Annotated in this window: 31 protein-coding genes; 17 read left to right on the forward strand and 14 right to left on the reverse strand. The window is 41.6% G+C overall.

Annotation, left to right across the window (positions count from 1 at the left end):
* Position 1: 1 nt before the first annotated feature.
* Both ACFPVY_RS02495 and ACFPVY_RS02500 read left to right on the forward strand, forming a co-directional pair.
* Positions 2 to 910 carry an ABC transporter ATP-binding protein gene (locus ACFPVY_RS02495; protein ID WP_379790129.1) on the forward strand — a complete coding sequence of 303 codons (909 nt, stop codon included), beginning with the start codon at positions 2 to 4 and terminating at the stop codon, positions 908 to 910.
* Positions 907 to 2,472 carry an ABC transporter permease/substrate-binding protein gene (locus ACFPVY_RS02500; protein WP_379790130.1) on the forward strand — a complete coding sequence of 522 codons (1,566 nt, stop codon included), beginning with the start codon at positions 907 to 909 and terminating at the stop codon, positions 2,470 to 2,472. Before ACFPVY_RS02495 ends, ACFPVY_RS02500 begins: the two co-directional genes overlap by 4 nt.
* A 70-nt stretch (positions 2,473 to 2,542) precedes the next feature.
* On the opposite strand, the gene ACFPVY_RS02505 is transcribed toward ACFPVY_RS02500, so the two are convergent.
* A complete protein-coding gene (locus ACFPVY_RS02505) occupies positions 2,543 to 2,671 on the reverse strand; it encodes a hypothetical protein (RefSeq protein WP_379790131.1) in 129 nt (42 codons plus the stop codon).
* Positions 2,672 to 2,699: 28 nt separating this feature from the next.
* On the opposite strand from ACFPVY_RS02505, the gene ACFPVY_RS02510 reads away from it, so the two are divergent.
* From ACFPVY_RS02510 to ACFPVY_RS02530, 5 genes are all read left to right on the forward strand, one after another.
* Positions 2,700 to 3,257: an NADPH-dependent FMN reductase gene (locus ACFPVY_RS02510; protein ID WP_379790132.1), complete on the forward strand. Its 558-nt coding sequence runs from the start codon at positions 2,700 to 2,702 to the stop codon at positions 3,255 to 3,257.
* 119 nt (positions 3,258 to 3,376) lie between these two features.
* A complete protein-coding gene (locus ACFPVY_RS02515) occupies positions 3,377 to 4,270 on the forward strand; it encodes an alpha/beta fold hydrolase (RefSeq protein WP_379790133.1) in 894 nt (297 codons plus the stop codon).
* A 390-nt stretch (positions 4,271 to 4,660) separates the two neighbouring features.
* The gene (locus ACFPVY_RS02520) at positions 4,661 to 5,221 is read left to right on the forward strand and encodes a PPC domain-containing DNA-binding protein (RefSeq protein ID WP_379790134.1); all 561 of its coding nucleotides are present in this window, start codon (positions 4,661 to 4,663) and stop codon (positions 5,219 to 5,221) included.
* A 3-nt stretch (positions 5,222 to 5,224) separates the two neighbouring features.
* Positions 5,225 to 5,719 carry a PPC domain-containing DNA-binding protein gene (locus ACFPVY_RS02525; protein ID WP_379790135.1) on the forward strand — a complete coding sequence of 165 codons (495 nt, stop codon included), beginning with the start codon at positions 5,225 to 5,227 and terminating at the stop codon, positions 5,717 to 5,719.
* Between the two features lie 27 nt (positions 5,720 to 5,746).
* Positions 5,747 to 6,859 (forward strand): NAD(P)-dependent alcohol dehydrogenase, encoded by a 1,113-nt coding sequence (locus ACFPVY_RS02530; RefSeq protein WP_379790136.1) that lies wholly within the window; start codon positions 5,747 to 5,749, stop codon positions 6,857 to 6,859.
* A gap of 366 nt (positions 6,860 to 7,225) precedes the next feature.
* On the opposite strand, the gene ACFPVY_RS02535 is transcribed toward ACFPVY_RS02530, so the two are convergent.
* The gene (locus tag ACFPVY_RS02535; protein ID WP_379790137.1) at positions 7,226 to 8,116 is read right to left on the reverse strand and encodes a helix-turn-helix domain-containing protein; all 891 of its coding nucleotides are present in this window, start codon (positions 8,114 to 8,116) and stop codon (positions 7,226 to 7,228) included.
* 157 nt (positions 8,117 to 8,273) lie between these two features.
* On the opposite strand from ACFPVY_RS02535, the gene panB reads away from it, so the two are divergent.
* The 6 genes from panB to ACFPVY_RS02565 all read left to right on the forward strand — a co-directional run bounded on the left by panB (position 8,274) and on the right by ACFPVY_RS02565 (position 13,885).
* On the forward strand, positions 8,274 to 9,119 hold the full coding sequence (panB, locus tag ACFPVY_RS02540) for a 3-methyl-2-oxobutanoate hydroxymethyltransferase (protein WP_379790138.1): 846 nt from the start codon (positions 8,274 to 8,276) through the stop codon (positions 9,117 to 9,119).
* A 109-nt stretch (positions 9,120 to 9,228) separates the two neighbouring features.
* Positions 9,229 to 9,900 (forward strand): YceI family protein, encoded by a 672-nt coding sequence (locus ACFPVY_RS02545; RefSeq protein ID WP_379790140.1) that lies wholly within the window; start codon positions 9,229 to 9,231, stop codon positions 9,898 to 9,900.
* Between the two features lie 198 nt (positions 9,901 to 10,098).
* A complete protein-coding gene (locus tag ACFPVY_RS02550) occupies positions 10,099 to 10,971 on the forward strand; it encodes an AraC family transcriptional regulator (protein ID WP_379790141.1) in 873 nt (290 codons plus the stop codon).
* Between the two features lie 75 nt (positions 10,972 to 11,046).
* Positions 11,047 to 12,222: an iron-containing alcohol dehydrogenase gene (locus tag ACFPVY_RS02555; RefSeq protein ID WP_379790142.1), complete on the forward strand. Its 1,176-nt coding sequence runs from the start codon at positions 11,047 to 11,049 to the stop codon at positions 12,220 to 12,222.
* 133 nt (positions 12,223 to 12,355) lie between these two features.
* On the forward strand, positions 12,356 to 13,042 hold the full coding sequence (locus ACFPVY_RS02560; RefSeq protein WP_379790143.1) for a hypothetical protein: 687 nt from the start codon (positions 12,356 to 12,358) through the stop codon (positions 13,040 to 13,042).
* A 60-nt stretch (positions 13,043 to 13,102) separates the two neighbouring features.
* The gene (locus ACFPVY_RS02565) at positions 13,103 to 13,885 is read left to right on the forward strand and encodes an alpha/beta fold hydrolase (protein WP_379790144.1); all 783 of its coding nucleotides are present in this window, start codon (positions 13,103 to 13,105) and stop codon (positions 13,883 to 13,885) included.
* A 62-nt stretch (positions 13,886 to 13,947) separates the two neighbouring features.
* Here ACFPVY_RS02565 and ACFPVY_RS02570 read toward each other — a convergent pair whose 3' ends face one another.
* The 4 genes from ACFPVY_RS02570 to ACFPVY_RS02585 form a co-directional block, all read right to left on the reverse strand.
* Positions 13,948 to 14,685 carry an alpha/beta hydrolase gene (locus tag ACFPVY_RS02570; protein ID WP_379790145.1) on the reverse strand — a complete coding sequence of 246 codons (738 nt, stop codon included), beginning with the start codon at positions 14,683 to 14,685 and terminating at the stop codon, positions 13,948 to 13,950.
* Positions 14,682 to 15,515, reverse strand: coding sequence for a 4,5-DOPA-extradiol-dioxygenase (ygiD, locus tag ACFPVY_RS02575; RefSeq protein ID WP_465254358.1), 834 nt, complete (start codon positions 15,513 to 15,515; stop codon positions 14,682 to 14,684). The genes ACFPVY_RS02570 and ygiD overlap by 4 nt, the downstream gene beginning before the upstream one ends.
* A gap of 75 nt (positions 15,516 to 15,590) precedes the next feature.
* Positions 15,591 to 16,157: an ester cyclase gene (locus ACFPVY_RS02580; RefSeq protein WP_379790147.1), complete on the reverse strand. Its 567-nt coding sequence runs from the start codon at positions 16,155 to 16,157 to the stop codon at positions 15,591 to 15,593.
* Between the two features lie 83 nt (positions 16,158 to 16,240).
* A complete protein-coding gene (locus ACFPVY_RS02585; RefSeq protein ID WP_379790148.1) occupies positions 16,241 to 17,071 on the reverse strand; it encodes a helix-turn-helix domain-containing protein in 831 nt (276 codons plus the stop codon).
* A gap of 217 nt (positions 17,072 to 17,288) precedes the next feature.
* On the opposite strand from ACFPVY_RS02585, the gene ACFPVY_RS02590 reads away from it, so the two are divergent.
* Positions 17,289 to 18,302, forward strand: a complete 1,014-nt coding sequence (locus ACFPVY_RS02590; protein ID WP_379790268.1) for an LLM class flavin-dependent oxidoreductase — start codon at positions 17,289 to 17,291, stop codon at positions 18,300 to 18,302.
* A gap of 106 nt (positions 18,303 to 18,408) precedes the next feature.
* On the opposite strand, the gene ACFPVY_RS02595 is transcribed toward ACFPVY_RS02590, so the two are convergent.
* Positions 18,409 to 18,735 carry a cupin domain-containing protein gene (locus ACFPVY_RS02595; protein WP_379790149.1) on the reverse strand — a complete coding sequence of 109 codons (327 nt, stop codon included), beginning with the start codon at positions 18,733 to 18,735 and terminating at the stop codon, positions 18,409 to 18,411.
* 296 nt (positions 18,736 to 19,031) lie between these two features.
* Between ACFPVY_RS02595 and ACFPVY_RS02600 the strand changes: the two genes are divergently transcribed.
* The 3 genes from ACFPVY_RS02600 (at position 19,032) to ACFPVY_RS02610 (ending at position 21,055) form a co-directional block, all read left to right on the forward strand.
* Positions 19,032 to 19,253, forward strand: coding sequence for a tautomerase family protein (locus tag ACFPVY_RS02600; protein WP_379790151.1), 222 nt, complete (start codon positions 19,032 to 19,034; stop codon positions 19,251 to 19,253).
* Between the two features lie 277 nt (positions 19,254 to 19,530).
* The gene (locus tag ACFPVY_RS02605; RefSeq protein ID WP_379790152.1) at positions 19,531 to 20,133 is read left to right on the forward strand and encodes a Crp/Fnr family transcriptional regulator; all 603 of its coding nucleotides are present in this window, start codon (positions 19,531 to 19,533) and stop codon (positions 20,131 to 20,133) included.
* A 343-nt stretch (positions 20,134 to 20,476) separates the two neighbouring features.
* A complete protein-coding gene (locus tag ACFPVY_RS02610) occupies positions 20,477 to 21,055 on the forward strand; it encodes an NrtR DNA-binding winged helix domain-containing protein (protein ID WP_379790154.1) in 579 nt (192 codons plus the stop codon).
* Between the two features lie 78 nt (positions 21,056 to 21,133).
* Here ACFPVY_RS02610 and ACFPVY_RS02615 read toward each other — a convergent pair whose 3' ends face one another.
* The 7 genes from ACFPVY_RS02615 to ACFPVY_RS02645 form a co-directional block, all read right to left on the reverse strand.
* Positions 21,134 to 21,421, reverse strand: coding sequence for a putative quinol monooxygenase (locus ACFPVY_RS02615; RefSeq protein ID WP_379790155.1), 288 nt, complete (start codon positions 21,419 to 21,421; stop codon positions 21,134 to 21,136).
* 41 nt (positions 21,422 to 21,462) lie between these two features.
* Positions 21,463 to 22,215, reverse strand: coding sequence for an IclR family transcriptional regulator (locus tag ACFPVY_RS02620; protein ID WP_379790157.1), 753 nt, complete (start codon positions 22,213 to 22,215; stop codon positions 21,463 to 21,465).
* A 1,329-nt stretch (positions 22,216 to 23,544) separates the two neighbouring features.
* Entirely contained in the window at positions 23,545 to 23,880 is a 336-nt protein-coding gene (locus ACFPVY_RS02625) for a hypothetical protein (RefSeq protein WP_379790158.1), read from the reverse strand.
* Between the two features lie 22 nt (positions 23,881 to 23,902).
* A complete protein-coding gene (locus tag ACFPVY_RS02630) occupies positions 23,903 to 24,139 on the reverse strand; it encodes a hypothetical protein (RefSeq protein ID WP_379790159.1) in 237 nt (78 codons plus the stop codon).
* A 237-nt stretch (positions 24,140 to 24,376) separates the two neighbouring features.
* Positions 24,377 to 24,832 (reverse strand): hypothetical protein, encoded by a 456-nt coding sequence (locus ACFPVY_RS02635; protein WP_379790160.1) that lies wholly within the window; start codon positions 24,830 to 24,832, stop codon positions 24,377 to 24,379.
* Between the two features lie 162 nt (positions 24,833 to 24,994).
* Positions 24,995 to 25,384 carry a hypothetical protein gene (locus tag ACFPVY_RS02640; RefSeq protein ID WP_379790161.1) on the reverse strand — a complete coding sequence of 130 codons (390 nt, stop codon included), beginning with the start codon at positions 25,382 to 25,384 and terminating at the stop codon, positions 24,995 to 24,997.
* 164 nt (positions 25,385 to 25,548) lie between these two features.
* The gene (locus ACFPVY_RS02645) at positions 25,549 to 26,907 is read right to left on the reverse strand and encodes an RCC1 domain-containing protein (protein WP_379790162.1); all 1,359 of its coding nucleotides are present in this window, start codon (positions 26,905 to 26,907) and stop codon (positions 25,549 to 25,551) included.
* Positions 26,908 to 26,998: the final 91 nt, after the last annotated feature.

Below are 26,998 nucleotides of genomic sequence, written 5' to 3' on the forward strand. Positions count from 1 at the left end.
CATGATAAAGTTTGAATCAGTTTCTAAATATTTTGGCGGCAGGCCAGCGGTCGATACTGTTTCCTTTCAGGCAGATGACAGGGAAATTTTGGTGCTTCTGGGAACCAGCGGCTGCGGAAAGACGACAACACTGAAAATGATCAACCGTTTGGTAGAAGCTGATTCTGGAACTATTTTCATCGACGGAAAAAATATCCGAGACCAGAAGGCAGAAGTTCTACGATTGGGAATTGGTTTTGTGATGCAGCATTCCGGACTTTTTCCGCATTATACAATTCGGGAGAACATAGCAACCGTTCCAAATCTTTTGAAATGGGACAAAAAGAAAACCGAAAGCAGGACGCAGGAGCTTTTAGGCAAACTCAATCTCCCGGCAGAAATCCTTTCCCGTTTTCCAAACGAATTAAGCGGCGGCCAGCAGCAAAGGGTAGGAATCGCCAGGGCTTTGATAGCCAATGCTCCTATTTTATTGATGGATGAGCCTTTTGGAGCTTTGGATACTATTACCAAAGCCGATATTCATTCCGAGTTCAAATCTTTGGAGGAATTGAAAAATAAGACTATAATTCTGGTTACGCACGATGTTCAGGAAGCCTTTGAACTCGGTCACCGGATTTGCTTGATGGATAAAGGAAGAATCATCCAGGCCGGAACGCCGAAAGAAATGCTTTACCGTCCAAAAAATGATTTCGTGAAGGAATTTTTCGCAGCAAGCCGGCTTTTGCTGGAATACAAGGTCACGGCTTTAAAAGACCTTTTGCCTTTCCTTTCTGATTTCAAGACAGATTTTCCAGAAGATTCTGATATTTGGAAAATTTTGCAGAAGCTGAGCTCCGAGCAGCAAAACACAGCGGATTACGAAAAGATACTGAGGGCGTTCAACGAGTACCGAAAATTGCAGATCGTATGACACAGCAGAGTCTTTGGCAGTTTGTTTCAGAACAGCACGAAAAATTACTGACCCAGATCGCAGAGCATCTGGGACTGACATTTTTATCTTTGCTCTTGGCAATCGTCGTCGGCTTGCCCGTGGGAATCCTAATCGCCAGAAGAAGAAAATTGTCCGGTCCCGTTTTGGGCGTCGCAGGAATTTTGCAGACCATTCCGAGCATTGCCCTGCTGGGTTTTATGATTCCCGCTTTTGGAATCGGTGCCGCTCCGGCAATCGTGGCCTTGTTGATCTATGCGCTCCTGCCAATCATCAGAAACACGTATGCAGGCATCACAGGCGTAAATCCGGCAGCCATCGAAGCGGCAAAAGCGATGGGAATGAGCCGCAAACAGCTGCTCTTCAAAGCAGAACTCCCTTTGGCCATGCCCGTTATCATTGCGGGAATCAGGACGGCGGCGGTTATCAATGTCGGGGTGGCGACCCTGGCTTCGTTTGTTGCGGCAGGAGGTTTGGGCGAATTTATTTTTGGCGGCATTTCATTGAACAACACCAATATGATACTCGCAGGAGCAATTCCCGCAGCGCTATTGGCTGTTTTGCTGGACAAGCTGATTGCTGTCTTTCAAAAAATAAAATATAGGGACCTTCGCAAATTCTGGCATGTTTTTCCTTTGTTCTTGCTGGTTATCGGCGCAGGCTACTGGTCTTATACTAAATCGGACAGTAAACTCAAGGCGGGATTCACGCCCGAGTTTATGGGAAGGTACGACGGCGACCTCGGCCTGCGTTCCGTTTATGGCATGAATGTCAATCCGAAAGTCGTGAATGACGCAATTATGTACAAAGCGGCCTATGAAGGCGAGCTCGATCTCATCAGCGGCTATGCTACAGACGGCAGAATAAAGGCTTTTGACCTGTATGTTTTGGAAGATGACAAGAAGATTTTCCCGCCGTATTTTGCCGCACCGATTATCAAGACAGAGACTTTGCAGAAATTCCCCGAGCTTGAAGATGCGCTCGACTTACTGGCCGGGAAATTTAATGACTCGATAATGACGGGCCTCAATTACCGATCAGATTATCTCAATCAGACGCCTGAAAAAATTGCGAGCGATTTTTTAATCGAGAATAAATTGTACAAAAAACCGCAAAACGGGAATTCGGGAACAGTAAGAATCGGTTCCAAGATTTTCGGCGAGCAGTATATCCTGGCTGCGATTTACAAGATGCTCATCGAAGGTCACACGGATTACAAAGTGGAAACAAAGACAGGATTGGGCGGCACGAAAATCTGCTTTGAGGCCCTGATGGGCGGCGCCATCGATTTTTACCCAGAATATACAGGAACCGGACTTCTGGTCTTGTTAGCGCCTGACGGAAAAACACGTTCAACGGTTGCCAAAAGTGCAGAAAGCACCTATGATTATGTCAATTCGGAATTTCAGAAACAATATGGAATCCGCTGGCTGAAACCGCTCGGATTCAATAATTCCTATGCATTGGTGATGCGCAGAAAACAAGCGGAAGCGCTGAAGATAAAATCAATTTCTGATCTTAGGGACTATCTCAATTCTGACTGATGCCTGTTAAATCTCAAACTGCCTGATGGATATCCGTTTTTCATAAGGCAGAATCAATCTTTCAGGTATATTATTCTTCCCTTTGCATATTGCTTTGCACATCCATTCTTCGTAAATTTGTTAGGGCCAGGGCATTGTTTTGAGCCTTTGCGGTGGCAAATAATAATTCTTCCGGCAAAAGTGCAGTGCTGCCTTTCATTACGTACAAATCAAATAAATAATAGGTTATGAAAAAAGTAATAGGAATTCTTGCAGGAAGCCTGCGAAAAGAATCATTTTCAAAAAAAGTCAGCAGGGCGCTGGTCGGTTTCGCACCGGAAGGATTTGAGTTCAGAATAATTGACGTAAGCAATATCCCAATCTACAATCAGGATTTTGACGACGAAAATCAAGTTCCACAAGCGATTGCAAGATTCAGGTCTGAAATGGCTGCTGTCGAGGGCGTCATTTTTGTAACGCCGGAATACAACCGTTCTGTGCCAGGCGTGCTGAAAAATGCGATCGATGTCGGTTCCAGACCCTACGGGAAAAGCGTATGGGACAAAAAACCCGCAGCGATCTTCAGCAATTCACCAGGAAATCTTTCCGCCTTCGGGGCCAACCACCACCTGAGACAGAGCCTCGTGTTTCTGAATATGCCAGCTATGCAACAGCCCGAAGTCTATATTTCCCATGTCAGCGATCTTTTTGATGACGAAGGAAATATGAAGGACGGCACAACAAAAGATTTTATTAAAAAGGCAGTAGAATCCTATATCGAATGGTACAGCAAAAATGCATTATAGGATGTTCTTTCCGGCATTTTCTTAAACAAGGTTAACCGCATTTCTTAAACTTGTTTATGGGTAGGATGTATTTTTTAGACGGAATTTTATAGACGGCAAACAAGCTTATAAATATACATATGAAAGTCAAATCCTTACGGCATAAAGCTCTTTTTTTCCTGTTCATTCTGTTCTCTTTTTCATCATTTAGCCAAGAGGCAAGCAATCTGCGCTACTTTATGCAGGGCAATGCAAAAGCGAGTCCTGTCCCCTATGGAAACAATGCTGCGGCCGGTGCTTATGTACGGTCTGATGACGCAAAGATCTATTATGAAATCTATGGAAAGGGAAGCCCGATTGTCGTGCTTCACGGCGGGATCGTAGGTTCTCCTTTGGAATTGGGCCAGCTGATCGACAGCCTTTCCCAGAAGCACCAGGTCATCTCCATCGCTACGCGCGGACACGGAAAGTCTGAAATGGGCACCAAAATCCCTAGCTACGAGCAGAAAGCCAAAGACGTGAATGCGGTGCTCGCGAAAGTGACCAAAGATAAAGTGACGGTTTTGGGATTTAGTGACGGCGCCTATACCGGCTACTACTTTGCTAAAAACTACCCTGATAAAATTGAAAAGCTGGTAGCCATCGGGGCGGGAGAGTGGAAGAAAGGGTTCCGTGAGTTTAATATGGATTACAAGACCCTTTCGGCAATGGACGAATCCTACTGGAAGCAGCAGATGGGCATACGGCCGGAGCCTAAAAGGATTTATGAATGGTTCAGCAGCCTGAGCAGCTATTACAGCAACGTAAATATTGATGAAACCATTTTGGGACAGATCAAATGTCCGGTCTTGGTGATGGCTGGCGAGAAAGACCAAAACGCGCCTTTCGACACCGTGATCGCAGCATACAAAATGATTCCAAATGCGCAGCTGTCCATCATTCCAAATGCGCCCCATCCTGCATTTTTGGTAAATTTTGATGCTGTTTGGACGAGCATGAAACCTTTTATAGATCAAAATAATCAATTTAAATAGATAAAATCAAAATGGAAAACGATGTAGGGCAGCTACTGGTGCATCATTTTTCAGCTTCTGGCAATAATGATGCGGGCGATATCGCATGAGATTATGCAGAAACTTCTGTCCCGTCTGCATCCAAGAGAACTGTTACAGTTTTTAATAATACCGTCGGTTTTTTGTGGAATTCGTTGCAGTGATCCCAACAGGTTCAACTTTCGGAATGGATCAGAACTAACTGAGGAAGTTTAGCATACATCCTCTGGAACAGCCATTCAGACCTAGATCAGATTCCTGTAGGAAGCGACACTTTCGTTTTTGAGGGAGGCAGAATTCAATATAACGCTGCAGCAGATTACAGGATTGCAAAATAAACACGCCCGATTAGGGCTTTTTAATAATAGTAGTATGAAGATAAATTTTAAAAAATTATTTCTTGTAGCAACAGTTGCCGCAGGATTACAAGTTAGTGCACAAGAATACCGTTCGGCAACGGGACATCCAGTACTAGGTAAAGCGCCAAAAATGAAAGTTAAACTTCTGAGCACGGTAGGTGAGGTGAAAACGTATGCGGTTATTTTTTCCAAAGGTGATGATGCGGTTTCCGGACTGACCGAATTTGCGGAGAAATATAAAGTTAAAAGCGGGCATTATCAAGCTATTGGCGATGCCATGAGCATTGAAGTAGGCTGGTTTGATTATGAAAGGAAAGAATTTCTTGTGCATAAATTAGGTGAAGCGGAAGTGACCTCCTTTACAGGCGATATTGCCTGGATAGACGGTAAACCGGTTGCCCATACGCATATGACCGCATCTGTTAAGGATGGTTCTGTAAAAGGGGGACATCTCTTTAAACTTATCGTTGGGCCAACTTTGGAGGTGATTGTTACTGCTGAGCCTACGCCGTTATACAAAAAGTATAATGAAGAATTTAAGGCTAATTTAATTGATCCGGATTTAAAAGAATAAATTATGGAATCACAATACAAATCCATCAATACGGAAGTAGAATCAGGAAAAGCGCCAGGGTTGAAAATAAAACTTCTAAGTGAAGTCGGTGGTGTTAAAACCTATGTGCTTGTTTTTTCGAAAGGAGATGAAGTAGTTTCCGGACTTACAGATTTTGCTTCAGAGTATGACATTCAAAGTGCCCATTACCAAGGTATCGGAAGCGCTTTCGAAACCGAATTGGGCTGGTTCGATTTTGACCGTCAGGAATATTTGGTCAATACAATGGGAGTTGCAGAAGTGACCTCAATTATTGGCAACATCACCTGGTTTGGGGGAAAGGCAGCAGCACATAGCCATACGACTGTTTCTTTAGGAGACGGAAGTGTCAGAGGTGGACATTTATTGAAAATGGCAGTAGGAGCAACCATAGAAATTGTGCTGACCGCGGAGCCAACTTTTCTCTATAAAACATTAAATCCGGAGTTCAAGGCTGCAACCATCGATCCGGAATTATAAAGAATAAAACTATTAAAAGACAACATTATGGAAATTACAGCAGCTATAGTCAAATCAAAAGGCAGCGAGTTCGAATTGGAAAAAGTAACGCTTGACGGGCCGGGCGCTGAGGAAGTGCTGGTAAAAATCGTTGCGACGGGAATCTGCCATACCGATATGGTGGCCCGCGACTTTATTATGGGATCGCCCAATTTTCCCGTAATCCTGGGTCACGAGGGATCAGGGATTATTGAAAAAATAGGTAACGATGTCCATCATCTCAAAGTAGGAGACCATGTGGTCCTGACTTACGGCTTCTGCGGCGAATGCGAGATCTGCAGGACTGGAAACCCGGCGTACTGCTACGAATTCTTCGACCGCAACTTCTCGGGTGCCGATATCGAAGGGCGCCACCACCACCATGACCACGAAGGAAAGGGCATCAATGACAATTTCTTTTCGCAGTCTTCTTTTGCGACCTATTCGATTGCGCACAAAAATAATGTGATCCCAGTGCCAATGGATGCGCCTTTGGAAATCTTAGGGCCGTTAGGGTGCGGCATCCAGACTGGTGCAGGAGCCGTAATCAATACCCTTAAGATCAAAGTAGGGAGTTCTATCGTGATATCGGGAACGGGTGCTGTCGGCCTGTCAGCTGTGATGGCAGCAAAAGCTTCTTCTGCAACAACTATCATAGCAGTGGATATCAATGACGAGAGGCTGGCTTTCGCCAAAGAATTGGGAGCTACCCATACGATCAATTCGGTTAATGAAAATGTAAGGGAAAAGATCCGCGAGATCCTTCCGAACGGCGTGCAGTTTGCGGTGGATACGACAGGAAGAAGCGAAGTGATCAACAACTCTTTGAACAGTCTGGCGCCAGTCGGTGAAATGGCAATCATTGGTGTTGCCACTAAGCCATTGGAGCTTGAAACCAACATCTTTCTGACCAAAGGATATAAAATCAAGTTCGTGAACCAGGGAGACAGCGTATCTGAGGAGTTTATTCCGAAATTGATAAAAATGTACCTTCATGGGCAGTTTCCTTTTGACAGATTGATCAAGACGTATGCTTTCGAAGATATCAACCAGGCAGTGGAAGATTCTGAAAAAGGAAGAACCATCAAGGCGGTCTTGAAAATCGGAGAATACAATAAGTAATCTTAAAGAAATTAGCAAAGCTTTACACCTGCCTATCAACAGCTCGTGTAAGGCTTTGCCGTTCTAGATGCTGTCCAAATGAAAAAAAATTGTCGAGATGCCAATTTTTATCGCAACCGCCGGAGATGATGATTTTGGCTTTGCCAGCAATTCCGCCAAATTGTACGAAAACTGCAAATAGAAAAGGCCGCGCTGTGTCCCAGAGCCGCCAGTAAACGCAAGATCGAGGACTGAATGCTACGCCTGAGCTTTTCTAAGGGAGTTGTAAAAATAGTAAATATAGGTTTCGACTGTTTAACCAAGCATAAGTTCATATAACAGCTGACAGCCTTGCGGCGGCAGGAATAAAACGGGCCTAGCGATCGGTTACTGCTTTCGGTAATTATTTGGGGAAAGCCCGGAATACTGCTTGAAAAAGCGGCTGAAATGAAACTGGTTTTCAAAATTCAGATGGTCTGAAATCTGTTTTACGGGCAAGGCCTTATTATCGAGCAGAACTTTTGCTTCCAGAACTACCATCTCGGTGATGAATTGCCGCGCCGTCTTGCCTGTTTTCCTTTTAAGAAGCTGCGAAAGGTATTTTTCGTTGATAGAAAGCTTTTCTGAGTAAAAAGTAACTTCCCTGCTGCTAAGGTAAAATTCGGACAATAAATGGATGAATCTGTAGATCAGCGTGTTGGAATAATCCTGGTCTGTTTCCATTTCGTCATAGTATGGCTTTACTTCCAAAAGGATGGATTTGAAGATATTCTTGATAATTTCCGAATGGGTTTCCTGTCTGTCGTTTCGATCCTGTATCTCAGTTATGATGCTGATCATCTTTAGCACCAACTCTCGATCATTTTCCTCCATATTCCGGTAGGAAGCGATTCCTTCCCTTAAAAAATTGGCAACATTGAAGTATTTGCCGAGTATTCCCGACACCTTTAAAAAGCTTGAGGTAAACAGCAGGGAAATAAAGTGCGTATTTTCATTTTCCCAGCTGAACTGGCGAATTGCCGAGGGCGGTATTATAATTACGCCGTTTTTGTTCAGGCCGTATTTTAGCAAGTTGACTTTCAGGTCCAGGGTTCCCGTTAAAACAAAAATAATTGAAAAGTGCTCGGAGCGGAATGGCTTGTTTCTGAAGGCTTCCGAATCATATTTTAAAGAGTCGTAAACTACAAGACCGGAGTTGTCAATCCCCATTCCGATATTTTTGCTGATCTCTGAAAGTTCGAACTCCTTAATTTCAAGATTTGATAGGGCTGTTTTCACACTTTTGCTTTTGACAAATATAAAAACTCTTTTCTTACTTTTAGGTATATTTTGGTTCCTTTCTTCTATGGCATTGCTGGAGTAGCAATACGAATTTTGTAGATTCAACAGCTGATTAAGATGATGATCAGTAAATTTAAATTATAAAAAGGATTTAATGTCAGTAGCTAAAAATATCTCAAATGGAAAAGTGACCGTTCAATCTTTCAGAAAAATGAAAGAAAAGGGACAGAAGATAAGCATGCTGACCGCTTACGACTATACGATGGCAAAGCTGGTAGACCAAGCGGGTATTGATGCAATCTTGGTCGGTGATTCTGCAGGCAACGTCATGGCGGGTTATGAAACCACGCTGAGCGTCAGTCTAGACGAAATTATTTACCATGCAAAATCGGTAAGGCGAGCGGTAAAGAATGCGCTTCTCGTAGTCGACATGCCTTTCGGTACCTGCTCGGGCGATCCGATAGCTTCGCTGCACAATGCCATAAAAATCATGAGAGAGACGGGTGCTGAAGCACTCAAGATTGAAGGCGGGGAAGAATTGCTTCCTGACATCAGTAAAATCATTGTGGCGGGTATTCCCGTGATGGGACATCTCGGGCTGATGCCTCAGTCTGTCCATAAGTATGGAGGATTTGGACTGCGCGCAAAATCAGATATGGAAGCACAGAAACTAAAGGCTGATGCAAAATTGCTAGAGCAGGCCGGATGTTTTGCAGTAACCTTAGAAAAAATTCCTGCGGCACTGGCTGAAGAAATAGCTTCCTCCCTGACTATTCCGGTGATCGGGATAGGTGCAGGACAAAAAGTCGACGGGCAGGTTTTGGTCATCCATGACATGCTGGGACTGAATCAGGATTTCCTGCCCAAATTTGTACGCAGCTATGCCAAATTGGGAGAAACTGTAACAAAAGCGGTATCCGAGTATATCACGGATGTCAAAAACAGCGACTTTCCCTCTGCCAGCGAATCATATGAAAGACCCGCCCAGGAAGCAGTTTGATTATGGAATTTTTTCATTGCTTAAGATCACAACGATTTTTCCGATAAGTGTAATTTTCCATCCCTCTTTTTTCGGAAATTTGCATCATTAGTAATCAAAAATTATAAAAATGAAAAAATTAAGTATTATCGTTTTGGCAGGGATGGGATTGCTGCTTGCTTCCTGCAACAAGAATGCTACGCCAGCGCCAACGGAAGAACAAGAAGTAGCCGAACAGCAAGGTGCTGTTTTTGCAGTAGATACGACATCTTCTGTAGTAAACTGGAAAGCTTTCCACAAAGGAGGATTTGCTCCAAGATGGGGAACACTTTCCGTGACTTCTGGAGAATTATCTTTGGCTGACGGGCAATTGAGCGCAGGTGCTTTTGTAATTGACATGAAATCGCTGAAAGTAGATCCTGCTTCTGTGACTGAAAAAGATAAAAACTATGCTGAATTGGAAGGCCACTTGAAGAGTGCTGACTTTTTTGATATAGAAAAAAATCCGACTGCCGAATTTAAGGTGACCAAAGTTGCTGACTTGGCGGCAGGTACGGCTGATGCTGTAGAAGGCGCTAATAAAACAATCAGCGGTAACCTGACATTGCAAGGCAAGACGCTAAACGTTTCTTTTCCTGCCAATGTTACGGTTGCGGACAAAACAGTTTCTGTTAAGGCTAAATTTACCGTAAACCGCACAGATTGGGGAATCAAATTCGGAACAAGCGAGGCAGATCCGGCAGAATGGATGATCAGCAAGGATATCGAGATCGGCGTTGACGTAAAAGCGTCTAAACTTTAAGACTGCATTTTTAATTCACGCAGCACATCTTGCTTTAATTATAAAAGGTTTGAAAGGCATCTGTTTGACAGGTGTCTTTTGTGCTTAAGTGAAATAACTGCAACATCTTTTAGGCCTATCTTTGCCTATTCTCAGATGAAGATGTCGAAAGCCGTCTTTATCAATAATTACAATCATATTCATTTAAAAAAGTAACTCTTGGATCGTATAGAAATTAAGAAAAATATTCAGAAGCCTGAAGACCAGAACTTGTCTTTTCGCGTATTTGAACTCACGGCTGAGAATTTAGAAGATTACGCGGCGCCACATAAAAAAGACCATTTTTGCATAGTGCTGGTTGAGTCTGGGGAAATCCTGCTTCAGATCGAAGAAAGGCTTTTGAAACTGGGTTCGGGCAAGATATCCATTGTCTTTCCTGAGCAGATTTCTTTCGTATCGAATTTTTCTTCTAATATTTCGGGCAAGATTATACTGTTTGAGGAAATCCTGTTCTGTTCCGATATCTTGAAGAATGAACTGCTTTCCTATAATGTCGACCTGGCCGGCCATCTCAACTGCGTCTTTTTGTCTCCCACGGAATTTGACCATTCAAAAAAGATTGCCCAGGACATCCAAAACATATACCTGGACCCGAGCCTTGTCCGAAAAGAACAGGCGCGTTTTTATATCAAAATTTTTCTGTTGGGACTTATCGAACTGGTTCATGGCCAGCATCCGGTCTTGCAGCACGAAAGCGATAAAACGCAGTATATCCGATTCAAAAAAATGCTGAACGAACGTTATAAGACAGAGCGGACTGTACAGTATTATGCGTCAAAATTAGCAATCACTACAAAAAAGCTGAACAACATTACCAAAAAGCACTGCGATGAAACGGCTATCAATGCCATACATAACCGTATCTTGCAGGAAATCAAAAGATTATTGCTGTTTTCTGATCTTTCCCACAAGCAGATAGCGCTTGATCTTGGATTCAGTTCTCCGTCAGCGCTCAACAAATTCGTAAAGAACAAATTACAGGAAACGCCTACTGAACTGCAACAGGAACTGGCTCAAATTTATACCAGATAGGCCCAATTATATAACACCGCCCTTGCTGTCTGCAATACATTTGTACTATAATTTCAACGTAAAAAAAAGTACAAAATGAGCAAGTTATTTATTGCAGGAGAGGTTTTCCACGGTGCTGGAAGTCTCGAAGAATTAAAGAATGTAAAAGGGAAAAAAGCAGTATTGGTTACTGGCGGCGGTTCCATGAAAAAAAGCGGCACTTTGGATAAGGCAATCGCTTATCTGAATGAAGCAGGAATCGAGACCAAAACATACGAAGGCGTAGAAGAAGATCCATCATCAGAAACCTGCTTCAAGGGTGCAGAACTGATGAAGGATTTCCAGCCAGACTGGATCGTTGGAATCGGGGGCTGTTCGGCTATCGACGCTGCAAAAATGATGTGGGTATTCTATGAGTATCCTGATGCCGATTTTGACGCCATGATCAAGCCTTTCAGCGTTCCGGTATTGCGCCAGAAAGCGAAGTTTGTCGCAATTCCATCTACAAGCGGCACAGGAACTGAAACTACAGGCCTGGCCGTAATTACAGACCGTGAAAAAGGAGTAAAATATCCAATCGTATCTTACGAACTGACACCAGATATTGCAATTATTGACGGAGAAATCTGTGCATCTATGCCAGCTCACGTTACATCAAACACAGGATTGGATGCCTTGACACACTCTGTAGAGGCTTATGTCTCAAACATCGACAATAATTTTGCAGACGCGCTTTCTAAAGGCGGCTTGAAAATCGTTTTCGACAATCTGAAAGAAGCTGTAAAAAATCCAGATAATATCACGGCACGCCAGAATATGCATGATGCTTCATTTATGGGAGGATTGGCTTTCAACAATGCATGGCTGGGAATCGTGCACTCGCTATCTCACCAAGTTGGTGCTTTATTTGGCGTTCCCCATGGTGCCTGCAACGCAATTTTCTTGCCGAATGTTATCCGTTTTAATGAAAAAGAAAGCAGCCGTTTTCCAGACCTTGCAAAAGTAATCGGAAAAGAAACTGCTGAAGACTTGGCTCAGGCCATCGAAACTTTAAGATCTGAAGTAAACAACCAATCTGCCATCAAAGAATTTGGAATATCTCGTGAAGACTGGGATAAAAACCTTGACTTTATGGCAAACAATGCCTTTTTGGATCCTTGTACAGGTTTCAACCCTAGAAAGCCTACGGTTGAAGAATTGAAAGAAATCTACAATGCCTGCTACGAAGGCTTGGTTTACACGGAGAGCAAAGTTCTCGACGCTGCCCTGTAATCTGCCTGAATCTCCTTTTTTTGAATTTGAAGAAGCCCTTAAACTAGTTTAAGGGTTTTTCTTGTGCTTGTTTATGAATGCTTTTTAGGCTTAAGCAGTAGTTTTGTACAGTTAAACTCTATACCATGCTTTCATGAAACAAAAAATTATAGCCATTCTGATGCTTCTGCTTTTAGGCACACCGAGCATTTACGCTCAAAAAATCAAGCTTGAGGAGAATAGACTGACAGCTGTGCAGACCTCGGTTTCCATAGAAAAGATCAAAGGCAAGAAAGCAGTCAGGGTTACTAAATCTCCTGAAGTGATCAAAGACGATGAGGCGACCTATGCCACTATAAATGATTTGAAATTCAAAGATGGCGTGATAGAAGTTGAGGTGCTCTCCAGACTGCTTCCGAATGCTCCAGCTCATGCAAGAGGATTTATCGGATTGGCCTTCAGGATTAATGATGATAATTCAAAATTTGAAAGCATTTACATAAGGCCAACGAACGGAATGGCAGAGGACCAGCTGAGAAGAAACAGAAGCATACAGTATTTTTCTTATCCAGATTTTAAGTTTACCGATTCAAGAAAATCAGCGCCCGGCATTTACGAAACGTATGCTGATGTGGATCTGGACCGCTGGATAAAGCTAAAGATTGAGGTAAAAGGCAAAGTGGCAAAACTATTTATAGACAATGCAAAACAGCCTAATCTGATTGTAAATGACTTGAAAATGGGCGCTGACCAATCTGGTTTTGTCGGACTGTATGTAGATATTGGAACGGAAGGTTTCTTTAGAAACTTAAAAATAGTTCCACTAAAAAAACTAAACTAAATTTGCACGCTGGAACTGCCCCTCCAACAATGGCGCTTTCCATTCTAATCCAATAATCAGATGCATGAAAATTTTAAGAAAAAAATAGAGGTACATGGAAAAATGCTGTATGCAGAATTCTTCCACAATCAAAAGGATCGGCCTACGCTGGTTTTTTTGCACGATAGTTTGGGATGCGTGCAGCTTTGGAGGGATTTTCCTGAGAAACTTTCTGTGGCGGCATCATGTAATGTTTTGATCTACGACCGTCTAGGTTATGGAAAATCGGATGCTATGCCTTCTTCTAAAAGAAATGCCGATTATTTGGAAAAGGAGGCTGCAGTTTTAAATGACCTGCTTTCCAACTTGAATATTACCGGCGCGATTCTTTTTGGGCACAGCGACGGGGGCTCAATAGCTTTGCTGGCAGCTGCCAAATATGCAGGCAGGGTCGCTGGCTTGATATGCGAAGCAGCCCACATATTTGTTGAGGATGTAACTTTAAAAGGAATTTATGGTGCAGCGGAGGCTTACAATACTACTGACCTGCCTGAACGCCTAAAGAAATACCATGGCGATAAGGTAGATGCCGTTTTTAAATCTTGGGTGGAAACCTGGTGCGGTAATGACTTTAGAAATTGGAATATCGAATCTTTTTTACCCCAAATTACCGCTCCATTGCTTTTTATCCAAGGAGATGCAGATGAATTCGGAACCATGGCCCAGGTTGACAGAACCATTTCTCAGGTAAGCGGCAATGCTGAAAAATTTATTTTTTCAGATGCCGGTCATACGCCTCACAAGGAATTTCCTGAAAAGACGGTTGCGATTGCCGCCGATTTCATAAGGAAAGCCTTTCCATAAAAGCATAAAAAGCAGGATCAACAGTACTGTCGATCCTGCTTTTTTTATTTATAAAATCAGAATTATTTTGACTGATTCGAAAGCCACTCAACCACATCGCCGAGCATCTGCTGGTTGATCGTGTGGTCTTCGGGATACTGATGAAACTCAGGCTGCAGGCCTTTACTTTTTAAATAATCCACAGCATCAGTTGCGTAACCGAACTTCAAAACCGAATCATGCGTTCCGTGGGAAACAAAGATATCAAGCTTTTTTAAACGGTCATCTGATGTGATTAAAGGTTTTACTTCCGAAAGCAGCCGGCCGCTCATGACCGCGATTCCCTTAATTTTTTCAGGTGCTGTCAAAGCTACGCTGTAGCTCATAATGCCGCCCTGGCTGAATCCCATCAGGTAAACCTGATCTGCATCAAAGTCCTCCACATTTTTCAAATCATCGATGAACTTTATGATCTCTTTTCGGGAACTTTCGGCTTGCTGCTCATTGATAATAGAGCGGTCTGGCATAATCTGCGCCTGAAACCACGCATAGCTGTTTGGTCGCAAAGTCAAAGGACCCCGGGCAGAAACTACCAAGAAATTATCGGGAAGCGCGTCCGCAAAAGAAAACATATTCTGCTCGTTGCTTCCAACGCCATGCATCAAAATTACTAATGGCGTTTTTTCCGCTTTTATTTTAGGCTGTCTTGCAAGGTAATGCAAGCTCGGTTTTTTTTCTGTTGTATTCATAGTAAAACTTAAGCTGATTGAGATTAGCGCCACCAGCAACGATGCCACCAAGGAATATTTTATTTTCGTCATGCCCTGTCAATCTTAACAGACATCATGTTGAGCGAACCCGCCACCAATCCGTCATTGAAGATAGTTGCCCTTTCATCTTTTTCCTGCAGGCCTAAAATGTAGAGCAGCGGAAGGTAATGTTCTGGAGTGGGAATCGACATCTGGATTTCTTTTCCGAGCTGGTCATATCGTATCAATGATTTGTGGTCGCCGTCTGTTATCAGGTGCTTCAGTTTTTCATTTGCGGTCGTTGCCCAGTCAAAGGCATATCCGGGAACCATCATCTTGTCCCACGCCGCCAATCTGAGGTTGTGGACCGTATTGCCGCTTCCGATAATCAGCACGCCTTTTCGCCGCAACTCCGAAAGTTCTTTTCCTAGAGCGTAATGGTATTCTGGACCTTTTGTATAGTCCATGCTCATCTCGATGACAGGAATATCGGCATTCGGATAGAGAAATTTCACAACGGTCCAGCAACCGTGGTCGAGTCCCCAGTCTTCATTCAGTCCGACTTGCGCGGAAGAAACCAGCTTTTGGGTTTCCAAAGCGAGGTCCAGGCTTCCGGGCGCCGGATACTGTACGTCAAACAGCGCCTGGGGAAATCCTCCAAAATCATGGATGGTTTTTGGGTGCTCCATTGCAGTAACGAAGGTTCCCTTGGTTTCCCAATGCGCTGAGATGCAGAGAATGGCTCGTGGCTTCGGCAGCGTCTGTGCCATCGACTGGAATCCTCTGGTAAAGACGTTGTCATCAATGGCATTCATCGGGTTTCCGTGCCCAAGGAACAGGACCGGCATGCGTTCTGTGGGAGCCAGACTGTCGGTCAGGCCGTGCAATGTGTTCAATTTCATTGCGGCGGCTCCAAGCGGTAAGATTGCGATAGCTTTTAAAAAATCTTTTCGTTCCATAAAAAATTACCGGACAGATTACTTAAACATTATCTGGTCCATATACGATTGGTTGTCCCAGAAGAGATACTCTTCACTCATCGTGCCGTCTTCGTTCCAGATGCCGATTGTTGCCATCTGCAGCTTGAATTTTTTTCCAGTCGGCTGGATGAATGTTCCGTCGCCAAGAGGCATCGGTTTTGTAAACGTACCTTCCATATAGCCCATTACGGCAGTCATGTTGCCGCTGCCTAATTTAAGCGGGTGCTGTTTGATTCTAGTATCTGGAGCGTAGACAAACATGGCATCCAATGTCTTGATGTGCTGCTCGATCCCCTTTTCAGTATGGCCGTCAGGAAAATGTACCAAGATATCTTTTGAATGGCTTTCATGCAGCCTTGTCCAGTCCCTGTTGCTAAAAACCGTATAATCTAAAGTATCGAATGTTGCCAGGTTTTTTGAAATTACTGCGTTTGATGCCGCCAATTCTTTGATTTGTTTCAGGGCTTTGTCAGATGCAACTGATTTTTTATTTTGGGCTTGGGCAGTGAACATTGTCAAAAATGCTGCTGCTAGTAATCCTCTTGTAACGAATGCTGTTTTCATTTTTATTTGTTTAAAATTAGAGTACAAATTTCAGAAACAAACAGCTTCAAGAGATAACACTAATCAGAAGAATAGTTGTGATTTTAGGAAATAATCTTGGCCATTTCCTTTCGGTATTCAGAAGGCGTGAAGCCAGATTTTTTTTTGAAAGCGTGCGTGAAGTAGGTCTTTTCGTTGAATCCGAGATCATAACCGATTTCGGCAATCGTCTTGTCTGTAGTGATCAGGAGATTTTTGGCTTCGGTCAATTTTCTCGTCTCTATGATTTCAGAAACGCTCTGGTGCAGGATGTCCTGGCAGATGAGGTTCAAATTCCGGGTGGTCATGAATAGCTTTTCAGCATAGAAATTTACGTCTTTTGCTTCCATAAAGTGGCTATCCAATAATTTTAGAAAATTTTTGAAGGTATTGCTTTGGATTTTTCTCGATTCATCATCATTCAGGTTTAGCTTTTTTCGTTCCGATTCGATGATGCTAAATAAACTGCTGAGCAGTTGGCGGATAACGGAGAGGTCTGGATTTGGCTGACTGTATTCCTGAAAAATAATTTCACAAATGACGTTCAGCCTGTCAAAACATTCATCGGTTTTTAAGCAAATATTTGCCTTGTCGTGATAAGTCGAGTAGAGCTGGAAAACAGTATCAGCAATGAACTCGCTCTTGAATCGGATGGCCCAGATGTCGCATTTACCATCTTTCGCCAAAGGTTTTACCCGATGCACCTTTCCCTGTGCTATGAAGCTGATGAAAGGCGCATCCATCACCTGAGATTTAAAATCTATAAAATGTTCCAGCTGGCCACTCCTTCCAATCAGCAGCTCTTCGAAATCGTGGTTGTGCGGCTCGTTATCCAGCTGGCTGATTCTCTGGGATTCCGCCAGATCTATCTTGAACATTTTAAAAATATCGGTCATAACTTTAAATAAGCACTAAAATTAATGAAAAGAGTTGTAATAAGGCTTCACAATATAGCGAAAATTGATACAATAGAGCCACAAAAATTATTTGGAAAACCCTGTAATTTATCCCTGTCCTGATAATTATCGGCTTGGTATCGCTATGCATCTATTTCTTATCTTTACGGAAGGAATTCTTTTTGGAATCCCAAGAAATAATTTATCAGGAAATTGTATGGAAATAGGAATTGACAGTTTTGCTTCTGCCATGTATGGAAGCAGCTCGCTGGGAAGCGCAGAAGCCATGGAACAGCTATTAGACCGGATCGTGGCAGCCGACAAAGCAGGATTAGATGTATATGGCATAGGCGAGCATCATAAAAAGGAATTTTTAGATTCGGCAACAGCCGTGATTCTAGCCGCCGCGGCCGCAAGGACAAAGAATATTCGTCTTGCCAGCGCCGTCGCCGTACTGAGTACTTCCGATCCCGTGCGCGTTTACCAAAATTTTGCCACGCTGGATATCATTTCAAGAGGGAGGGCTGAAATTGTCGTAGGGCGAGGCTCCGCGATCGAATCCTATCCGCTGTTCGGATTTCAATTAAACGATTATGATGCGCTTTTCAAGGAAAAATTAGGCTTGTTTCTTCAAATACGCGACAACGAATTTGTTACATGGTCAGGAAAATTCAGGCCGGCGATAGAAAATCAGCCCGTTTACCCAAGGGCTTTGCAGCAAAAACTTCCGGTGTGGCTGGGTGTAGGCGGCACGCCAGAATCTTTCGTGCGTGCCGGCCAGCTAGGGTTGCCGTTGATGGTTGCCATCATCGGCGGGGAAACAGAACGCTTCCGTCCGCTTGTTGACTTGTATAGAAACGCAGGACGCCAGGCAGGTTTTTCTCCAAAGGAATTAAAAGTAGGACTGCACTCTCCAGGTTATATCGCGGCAACAAATGAGCAAGCGGTTGCTGCTTATTATCCAGGCTATGCTGAACTGTGGACAAAGATGGGCAGGGAGCGGGGCTGGCCTCCAGTGACGCAGGCCAGTTTCAACTCACTTGCCGGACCAAGAGGGGCGCTTATCGTCGGAAGTCCCGAGCATGCTGCAGAAAAGCTGCAAAGACACAGTGAGGCTCTTGGCGGCGTTGATCGGTTTACCTTCCAGATGGACAATGCGGGGCTGACACATGGGCAACTTTTACAGTCCATAGAACTTATCGGCTCAAAACTGATGCCATTGCTAAAATAATCCCGAAGCGTGTCTTTTGCAGACGATTTGCAAGGTCCTGTATTAAAGCTGGACCTTTGCTTTTGGTATTTTAAATTTAAAAATTAGGCTATCGTGACAAGACCCTTTATCTTTTTATGGAAAGGCTGTGCCCGTCGCCGCCCAAGTAAACTACGAATACTACAAGTTCAGAATCCTGCTTATTGGTTCCTCTGTGGTATAAGCCGTATGATTCTGCAAAACAGCTATTTTCTTTAAATTCTGTAACGGTATTGTCTTCCATTTCGACGGTAAGCGTTCCTTTCATGATATAGGAGAATACCGGAATTTCGTGCTTGTGCCATCCCGTGGTTTCGCCAGGCGGGAAGGTAATCTTCACCATCTTGACCTGGGGATCCTTGAAGTCTGGATATTTGATCTTCTGGCCGATACTGTTTACATCGGAGTCCAGCATCTTTTCAATTTTTAGGCTGCCGCTGTATTCCTGTGCGCTCAACACCATACTAAAAAGGCACAGGATCGAGGCGATCGCAATTTTTTTCATTCACGTAAATTTTAGGTTGCAAAATTAATGCGCGGAACTAAGAGCGGCGCTTAACCTAATTTAATAAGCGCTCTTAATCTAGTTTAAGACTATTTCTTAAACATGATTAATCTAAAACAGCAAATATTTTTTAAACTTTGCATTCTTTGAATGCATCCTCAAAAGCGGAGCTGCATCATTACCCATTAATTTAAAATAAAGAAGACATGCCACACATTGTAGTGAAATTCTATCCTGGTACGCCAGAAGAAAACAAAGTAAAGATTGCCGAAGGAATCAATAAGCTGATCCAGGAGCAGACAGGAAAACCAGAAGAATACATTTCAGTCGATATTCAAGAAGTCGCTGAAGATGCTTGGATGGATGAAGTATATGACAAAGAAATAAAGCCAAATTTTGAAAAGCTTTACAAAAAGCCAGGCTATTAAATTACGAATAGACGGAGCCGAAGTGTCAACCTTCAGCATTGATTATTTTATGTTTTTAAAAATACAGCGGTGAATCGAAAATATGCCGCTGTATTTTTAAGAATGAATAATTGCTTAACGAAGGAGTATTGCGAGTGTTTTGCACCAAGAGCTAATTAAGAGAGGCATGACGGGCCGATCTTCCAGATGAAATCTGAGGAATCGTTTTCTGATGAATCATGCACATTCCATGTTTCTATTTATTATATTTACTGCTCGAAATACTAGATAGAATCAGATGGGAAGATCGGAAACCGCACTTGCGACAGAGGTACTGATAGGCTTTTTTAATAAATTTTTTCCGCTTGATGAAAAGGAGCGGGAAGAGGTACGCAGGCTGTTTTCCCAAAAAAATGTGAGAAGGAAAGGTTATCTGCTTCAGGAAGGCGATGTCTGCAAGCATTATTTTTTTATTATTTCAGGCTGTTTCAAGCAGTTTGCCGTGGATCCTTCGGGAAAGGAGCACAACCTTCAGTTTGCGGCAGAGAACGATTGGATCAGCGACCTGCACAGTTTTTACTCTGAAGAACCCAGCCGCCTTTACATTGAGGCGCTTGAGCCCTCTGTAGTATTGCAGATTCATCATGATGACCTGCTCTACCTATTTATCAACTATCACAAGTTCGACCGTAATTTCAGGATCATTACGGAGCGGAAATATATCAATTTCCAGAACAGGATACTTCAAAATATAAGCTCCACGGCAGAGGAGCGCTACACCAGTTTTCTGAAGCAGTTTCCGGAATTAGTAAACCGCCTACCAAACACCCAGATTGCTTCCTACCTTGGAATAACGCCAGAATTTTTGAGCAAGATAAGGAAAAAGATAGTTTCCTTATGATACTGTACGGAATCAATTATCAGTTTATTCGTTTTGCAATTGCTAGCAATCGCTATGATGGCAGCGGTGCGTTTCTTCAAATCTCTATTTTGCTGTAGGAAATACGGATGGTTGCTTGTCGTCATGCAGGCAGTGAAACGATATGGCTACTCAAAATCTTAAACTAAGTTAAGGGTATTTCTTGTAATCGTTTAGGGTGGCGATTCGAAAGGATGTTGCAATTTTGTATGTTGGCAATAGTGCTTCAAGCCAGCAAATGCTGTCTATATTCCGAATTAAAATGAAATCACACCGGCTGTCAGATACTACAATCAAATGCCTTTTATTAAATTATGAACACAAGATGCTCAAGATTTTTCTTCATCCAGACGAGCAGGGAGAGATTTTCTTCATCCCTAGTTCCAATCTAGACCCGAAGCTGTCTCTTGATGAAATGGTAAGCCGTGCAGCATCCGTGTATAATTACAGAAGCGCTTTCTTCGAGCAGGCAAACGTTTATTTGCGAAGCAAAGCATCTCTGGATATGACCATTACCTATTACCTGCTGGGTAATGAAAGATTATGCGCAAGTCATTCATGTGGTTCGTGGTTTCCCATAGAAAGTCTTCCAGCTCTGATTGCAGGCGAAGAGGAAATGGTATTTCAGCTGATGAAAATATTGCAACGCGAAATGCCATTTAAACCTATCGCTTCGCATCTGATGCCTAAAAATTTTACGATGCAAGAACTGCAGGGGCTGTATGAAAACATTAGTAGAAAGACGCTAAACAGAGGCAATTTCTATCGGAAAATGATAAAACTTGGAATCCTGGATAGGCTTCCCCCCGCTGCAAAGCCTGTGGGAGGGAGAACTGTTTACCACTATCATTTTAACCAGAAATACTATTCTAACCTAGAGGAGAACTTAATCGAGATTTGGTAACACAGCTATAGCGGTAAGTCTATGATAATTTTTTTAAAAAAGAAGGCCGCCCGTGTTATTGAGGCGGCCTGTTGTTTTTTATATTGTATTGTAGATTCGTATATCCAGTTCCTTGTCGAGATTTCCTTCAAGAAGTTTTGAGAACTTATTGAAGTGCTGGCTTGCACCGTGCAATTCCAGGCTTGCCATTTCATCCCAGATTTCATAAACGAAAAAATTCTCAGGTGCATCCTGCTGTTGGTGGAACTTATATTCGATACAGCCCTTATCGGTATTCAGCGAAGCATTCTGAAGCTCAAGTGTCCCTGTTTGGAATTCTTCGATTTTGTTCTTTTTAACGGTAAATGTTCCTGTAACTGTAATCATGTCAATTGAATTTAAGATTGTGCAAGCAAAGTTCCAAAATTTCAAGGTGCCTTCGGTATAAAAATAGTTGCAATCTCCAATTGTTCATCATTATTGAATTTTTCATTGATAACCCTGGTGGCAATTAAAAACGCTTCGTCCATCTCCTGCATTTTGAATCTGTAGGCGGGACCAGAAATGCCCAGGGCGGCGACTAGCCTGTTATTGTAAAATATGGGCAGCGCGACGCAGTTCAGGTCTTTCTCAAATTCTTCAAGATCAAATGAGCGACCATTTGCCAGGACGCCCTCAAGCGATTCATGGATTCTAGCAGCGCTTTCGATGCCCTGGTTCCTGCAGAGCGTATTTTTAAGATGTGAGGAATGCGCCATGAAAATTTTGCCCACCGCCGTCTTTAGCATATCAAATTCCTTTCCAAGCTGCAGGGAAATCTTCACGGCGCGCTTGGGCTCGCATTTTAATTCATGCCTGAAATAGGATCCCATCTGAACAGAAAGATAAGTTGTCTCGCCTGTCAGGCTGCTGATTTCTTTGAGCAACGGCCTCAAATGCCTTTTAAGGATCACGATATTGCTTTCAGTGCTGTATAGGTAGCGCATCTTTTCAGTTACCCGGTATCTGGGACTCTCATCGTCCTGTTCCACGTATCCGATCTCTTTAAGCGTATTGAGAAAATTGTGCACGGTGGTGTTTTGCAGTTCCAGCGCGTCTGCAATATCGTTCAGCCTGACCCTATTTCCATTTTGGACAATATACTCGAGAATATCAAAGGTCCTCTTGACGGATTGTATCATATTTTAAAAATTGATTGTGCAAAAGCTGCGCACCTGGTGCCAAGCCCAAGGTTTTAAATACAATGCAAATTTACGACATGATAATTTAATGACGCGAGATATTACAGATATTGTTAAGGAACACGGGCTGACCTGCGCGCATCTTTTCCTGACATACTTCAGTACAATCTTCAATAGAACCGGTACGCCTGATCCATCTGAAAGATATCTTAGTCGCCCCGCTTTTTTTCGTCAATAATCTTGGTATAGATCTGATTGGTCGTTATGTTTTGCGCCCCAGTACTTTTGATACCATAAATATAGCGGTGCTCGATGTGCTTTTGCTGGAAATAACGGAACAACTGCGAATGCCTATTGTTTTATTTCTAGCTTCACAAAAAAAAAATAGGAACAGGATATTTTCAATCGTATGGTGTCGATGTTTTCTGCGAGCGGTTCTGCTTGGGGGGCCAAGGGCCGCGCGATGGTCGCACAGCTCACCTTCGGCTATCTGGATGAGGCGACCAAAAAGAACATTATCGATATGGAAAGATTTCTCCGTGGAGCTTACAGCGAGCTCTCAAACTTCAACGGAGATTATAACGATTGTCCTTCATGCTGGAGATTGAAGGACTTGCATTAGGAGCTGACGAAGAAATCCGAAAAACACCCAACTGTAGTTTAAATTTTATAAACCCAAAAGTGAATTTTATAAAAAGCAATCGATTGAGAATTTAGAAATTGCCGTCGCAAGTTGGTGAACTTGTATTAGATCAATATTCATAAGTGAAAAGAGGCGTACCCTAATTGCGCCTCTTTTTTTTTCAAAGGTTCAATCCTTTGAGCTCATCAATTACCTTCTCGAGCCTGGCCTTGTTATAGTTGGACCTGTTATGGCAATAGTCTCTCGTTACACTATCATAATGCATTCGAAAGATTGACACTAGGGAGTCAGAGAAATGCGGAAGCTGAAGCGAAGTGTTTAAGATAGTCTCGCATATTCGGTGTGCTTCATCAGCGACAGCGTTAAGAAGTGCTTTTAGTAGTTTTAAGTAGTCGGTTTCCATTGCAACTTGACGTTTCTGCAAAAATAATAGGAAGAGCTGAATCTTTGATTGCGGTTTTCCCACATTTAGTAAAAAATTCACAGATTGAAATTCTGTAACTCCCTTTAATAAATATGTAAAGTAGGGAAAGCATGAGTTTGCTAACTTGCATCTTGTAGCCGGGGGGCTTGTTTAGAATTTATTTATTTGTGGAAAGGGACGCATTGATTTGCGTCCCTTTTTTGTGTAAAAATCCAACCTAACTTCCTATTAAGCCAATTGCCCAAATTGCTTGTAGCGTGTGTCACCTGTCGTTTTTTTTATTTATGTATGCTTTTGTAATTTCTAAAATTAATTTTGGTTCGTCCATATTTCCTACGAATTCAATTATTTCCGAATCATTAAAATTAGCTATCAAAAAGTTTCTTCCGCTTTCAGATATTTTATAATTTTTTGCTGTTCCGTTGTCAAAATTTTCGAAAACTGTTATTAATTTATTTTTAAGTAATTCATCCAAATTCGATGAAATATTTGAAGGAAAATCGGCTCTGCCAAACAGTTTCATTAATGAGCTTATTCCTTTTATTCCTCGTTCTGATGATATGAGAAATAAAATTAGAATTTGTTTTTTAGTCAGCATTTTAGAATAATTAAAAATTTTATTAATCTAGTCCTTCAATTATTATATTTAAATATTCACTCCCAATATGTAATCCTAAAAGTAGATTTAGTAATTCTGAATCTGCATTAACAACTATGAGTTTATATTTTTTGGATTCGCTTGAAACTTCTACTTCTTCAATTGATTTTATTCGAACAGTTAATGATAGAGATTGGTTAAATGGAATATTCAAAAACAAAGTCACTTCAGCAAGACCTTCTCTAATTTCGCCAATCAAATAGAAATCATTTCTACTTCTTATTGCAAAACTATCAATAACTTAAAATTCTCCTTTTATTTCTTCTTTTTTCCACTTTTTGGTTTTTCAAAATGACAGGTAACGTTCCTATGCTTGGCGTTAGTTGCGAACTTCGGAACTGATTATTTTCTGTTTAAGATAAAATTTCTTGCGAAACATGAACTTAACTTTACCACAAAATTCGCAATTGCACCAAACGCCTTTTAGCAGTAGCCTTTATTTCTCGTAGTCCAAATTTAAAAAATTCGGTATTTTTTCATCATTTTTATTTTCCCAACTTTTGAATGTGAAATTTTCAATTCTTTCAATTACATCATTATCTAAATTTAAATTTGTTTGTTCACAAAATGCTAAAATTGTAGCAAAACCTACAATTGTTGCATTTGTATCTGTGGCAATTCTACCTTCCACTTTTTTTATTTTGACTTTCCATTTTTCGGCACTTTTTGAAAAGGCAAATTCTAAACCATTTTTCACAGCTTTTTTCCAATCTTCATAACCTTTCATTGAAACACTTTCGATAACACCTTGTCTTAACCAACCTTCACCGCAATATTCTTCAATGATTTCATTTTCAAAATCACTTTTATAAACTTCAAGATTTATTATTGCAAAAAATGGTTTTCTATTCTTAACTTTTAATAATACAAAATCTTGCTTATCGTCACTCATTTCTGCGGCTTTCTAAAAGGTTACTGCTAACGGTTTACGGCTTGGCGATGTGGTGGAAATCAAAGCGCAAAATTTCAACTTTGCACAAAAGTTGGACCGAAGAACAACTGCTGAACTTTGCACTAAACCCGTCATTTTGCCAAACTGATTTTATATGCCGTTTTATTCATACATCTCAAGTGCATATTTTACGTTGTCATTATCTAAATCTTTTAATTTCTCTAGAGCATTATTAGAAACGTCAGAGTTAATTGTCTTTAGTACATGAACACATTTTCTTAATGTCGTTTCCAGCTCGTCATCATTCCATCGAAAACGTTGTTTATTAAATGCAATGTTTACAATTGGTTCTACAAATCTGTCATCACACAAATTATCTAAATAAATTGTGTTCATTAGGTCTTCGTGTTGACTGTGCCAAGTTCCAATCAATGCTTTTTCAATATATTCAAAACTATCAGTCTCAAACTTATTCTGATTTGAAAAGTCAAGACATTTTATAAGACCTTTTTCGTCTTCGTTTTGTACAGCTAGTTTTATTTCATCTTTCATTTTTATTCGGTTTTTCAAATGGCATATAACGTTCCGCCGCTTGGCGTCAGTTGCTAACTACGGAACTGATTATTTTCTGTTAAAGATAAAATCTCTTGCGAAACGAAAACATGAAGTTATCACAAAATTCGCAATTGGGAAAAACGGCTGTTGGTAGAAGTGTTTTATTTTTTAATAAATTTTACGGTTTTAATTAAGCCTTCTTCAAAATTAATAATTACTTGATACATTCCGTTTTCTAGTTTTTCAACATTTATGGATTCAAAATTTTTATTTAAAGTGAAAATTTCTTTACCAACCATATCTATAAAAACAATGCTTGTTATTTTTTGATTGCTTTTATTATTAATTGTAACTGTTTGGTTTGCTGGGTTTGGAAATAACTGCACTGCTACATCACTATGAAAATTTTCTACGGAGAGTAAGCAGTTGTTTGCCATTTGTATGGGTGTGGTGACAATAGTGGCTGGTAAAATACCATGATTAGCTCCCCAGTGATAAATACTTTTATCACTCTTTAAGGCTTCAACGTGGCTACCTCTAGGAGATATGCTTTCCCAGTTGGTTTCATTATTGATTTGAGAAGGAATACTTATATTTGTTGTTGTTCCATTACCCATTTCATAATTTGTATTACTACCCCAAGTCCACAATGTACCGTTGTTTTTAATGCCATAGCTTGAGTAGTTAGTCGCATAAATATTTAACCAATCTGTATCTGTTCCAATTTGTATTGGTAAGTCTTTATTAATGTTGGAATTGTCTCCTAATTCTCCATAAGAATTATTACCCCAAGCCCACATTGTTCCATTTTGTTTAAGTGCTAATGTATGATAACCCGTTGATGCCTCTTTCCAATCCGTATCTGTGCCAATTTGAATAGGGGACAAGTAATTACCTGTAAATCCTCCAACACCTATTTTCCCATATAGATTGGAACCCCATGCCCATAATGTGTTATCCGTTTTTATCGCTACCGTTATATCAAAACCTGCATAAATATTTTTCCAATTCGTTTCGGTGCCAACTTGTGTAGGAATAGTTATGTTTAAACTATAAAAACCAAGACCAACATTACTTATGTTATTTTGTCCCCAGCCCCAAAGCGTACCGTTGTTTTTTATTGCAAAACTCGTAAATCCTTTTGTAGAAATTGCTCGCCAATCATTGTCTGTACCAATTTGGATAGGTGTATTTTTCTTTACCGTAGTGCCGTCTCCTAATTGACCAGCAGTATTACTACCCCAAGACCAAAGGGTACCGTCTGTTTTAATAGCTATTGTATGCTCGCCACCAGTTGCAATTGCTAGCCAGTTGGCTGCATTGCCTATTTGGCTAATTGTCGGTCTAATCTGGTATGTGCCATCTCCTAATTCGCCATTATAATTGGCTCCCCAGCCCCAAAGTGTATTGTCTGTTTTTAGAGCTAAAACAAAAGTGTTTCCTGCATCAACAAGTCTATGACATTGTGAATATGTTATGGACGTGAATAAAAAAGCAATAAGAAGTAATTTTGTTTTCATAATATTTTATTTATAGTTTCTAACATTCCTACCAACGTTCCCGCGATACAAGCAGTTTGGGACTAAATTAAACCCGTTATTCGGATTTGAC

This window comes from Flavobacterium qiangtangense, assembly GCF_042658345.1.
GTDB classification, from domain to species: domain Bacteria; phylum Bacteroidota; class Bacteroidia; order Flavobacteriales; family Flavobacteriaceae; genus Flavobacterium; species Flavobacterium qiangtangense.

Coding starts and splice junctions, on each gene's coding strand:
- ACFPVY_RS02585 (WP_379790148.1), bottom strand. CDS start 17,071: ATGACCGATATTTTTAAAATGTTCAAGATAGATCTGGCGGAATCCCAG.
- ACFPVY_RS02620 (WP_379790157.1), bottom strand. CDS start 22,215: ATGATACAATCCGTCAAGAGGACCTTTGATATTCTCGAGTATATTGTC.
- ACFPVY_RS02565 (WP_379790144.1), top strand. CDS start 13,103: ATGCATGAAAATTTTAAGAAAAAAATAGAGGTACATGGAAAAATGCTG.
- ACFPVY_RS02595 (WP_379790149.1), bottom strand. CDS start 18,735: ATGCTGGACTCCGATGTAAACAGTATCGGCCAGAAGATCAAATATCCA.
- ACFPVY_RS02530 (WP_379790136.1), top strand. CDS start 5,747: ATGGAAATTACAGCAGCTATAGTCAAATCAAAAGGCAGCGAGTTCGAA.
- ACFPVY_RS02570 (WP_379790145.1), bottom strand. CDS start 14,685: ATGACGAAAATAAAATATTCCTTGGTGGCATCGTTGCTGGTGGCGCTA.
- ACFPVY_RS02495 (WP_379790129.1), top strand. CDS start 2: ATGATAAAGTTTGAATCAGTTTCTAAATATTTTGGCGGCAGGCCAGCG.
- ACFPVY_RS02500 (WP_379790130.1), top strand. CDS start 907: ATGACACAGCAGAGTCTTTGGCAGTTTGTTTCAGAACAGCACGAAAAA.
- ACFPVY_RS02625 (WP_379790158.1), bottom strand. CDS start 23,880: ATGCTGACTAAAAAACAAATTCTAATTTTATTTCTCATATCATCAGAA.
- ACFPVY_RS02615 (WP_379790155.1), bottom strand. CDS start 21,421: ATGATTACAGTTACAGGAACATTTACCGTTAAAAAGAACAAAATCGAA.
- panB (WP_379790138.1), top strand. CDS start 8,274: ATGTCAGTAGCTAAAAATATCTCAAATGGAAAAGTGACCGTTCAATCT.
- ACFPVY_RS02645 (WP_379790162.1), bottom strand. CDS start 26,907: ATGAAAACAAAATTACTTCTTATTGCTTTTTTATTCACGTCCATAACA.
- ACFPVY_RS02555 (WP_379790142.1), top strand. CDS start 11,047: ATGAGCAAGTTATTTATTGCAGGAGAGGTTTTCCACGGTGCTGGAAGT.
- ACFPVY_RS02610 (WP_379790154.1), top strand. CDS start 20,477: ATGCTCAAGATTTTTCTTCATCCAGACGAGCAGGGAGAGATTTTCTTC.
- ACFPVY_RS02520 (WP_379790134.1), top strand. CDS start 4,661: ATGAAGATAAATTTTAAAAAATTATTTCTTGTAGCAACAGTTGCCGCA.
- ACFPVY_RS02590 (WP_379790268.1), top strand. CDS start 17,289: ATGGAAATAGGAATTGACAGTTTTGCTTCTGCCATGTATGGAAGCAGC.
- ACFPVY_RS02605 (WP_379790152.1), top strand. CDS start 19,531: ATGGGAAGATCGGAAACCGCACTTGCGACAGAGGTACTGATAGGCTTT.
- ACFPVY_RS02525 (WP_379790135.1), top strand. CDS start 5,225: ATGGAATCACAATACAAATCCATCAATACGGAAGTAGAATCAGGAAAA.
- ACFPVY_RS02510 (WP_379790132.1), top strand. CDS start 2,700: ATGAAAAAAGTAATAGGAATTCTTGCAGGAAGCCTGCGAAAAGAATCA.
- ACFPVY_RS02600 (WP_379790151.1), top strand. CDS start 19,032: ATGCCACACATTGTAGTGAAATTCTATCCTGGTACGCCAGAAGAAAAC.
- ACFPVY_RS02515 (WP_379790133.1), top strand. CDS start 3,377: ATGAAAGTCAAATCCTTACGGCATAAAGCTCTTTTTTTCCTGTTCATT.
- ACFPVY_RS02580 (WP_379790147.1), bottom strand. CDS start 16,157: ATGAAAACAGCATTCGTTACAAGAGGATTACTAGCAGCAGCATTTTTG.
- ygiD (WP_465254358.1), bottom strand. CDS start 15,515: ATGAAATTGAACACATTGCACGGCCTGACCGACAGTCTGGCTCCCACA.
- ACFPVY_RS02545 (WP_379790140.1), top strand. CDS start 9,229: ATGAAAAAATTAAGTATTATCGTTTTGGCAGGGATGGGATTGCTGCTT.
- ACFPVY_RS02560 (WP_379790143.1), top strand. CDS start 12,356: ATGAAACAAAAAATTATAGCCATTCTGATGCTTCTGCTTTTAGGCACA.
- ACFPVY_RS02635 (WP_379790160.1), bottom strand. CDS start 24,832: ATGAGTGACGATAAGCAAGATTTTGTATTATTAAAAGTTAAGAATAGA.
- ACFPVY_RS02505 (WP_379790131.1), bottom strand. CDS start 2,671: ATGAAAGGCAGCACTGCACTTTTGCCGGAAGAATTATTATTTGCCACC.
- ACFPVY_RS02640 (WP_379790161.1), bottom strand. CDS start 25,384: ATGAAAGATGAAATAAAACTAGCTGTACAAAACGAAGACGAAAAAGGT.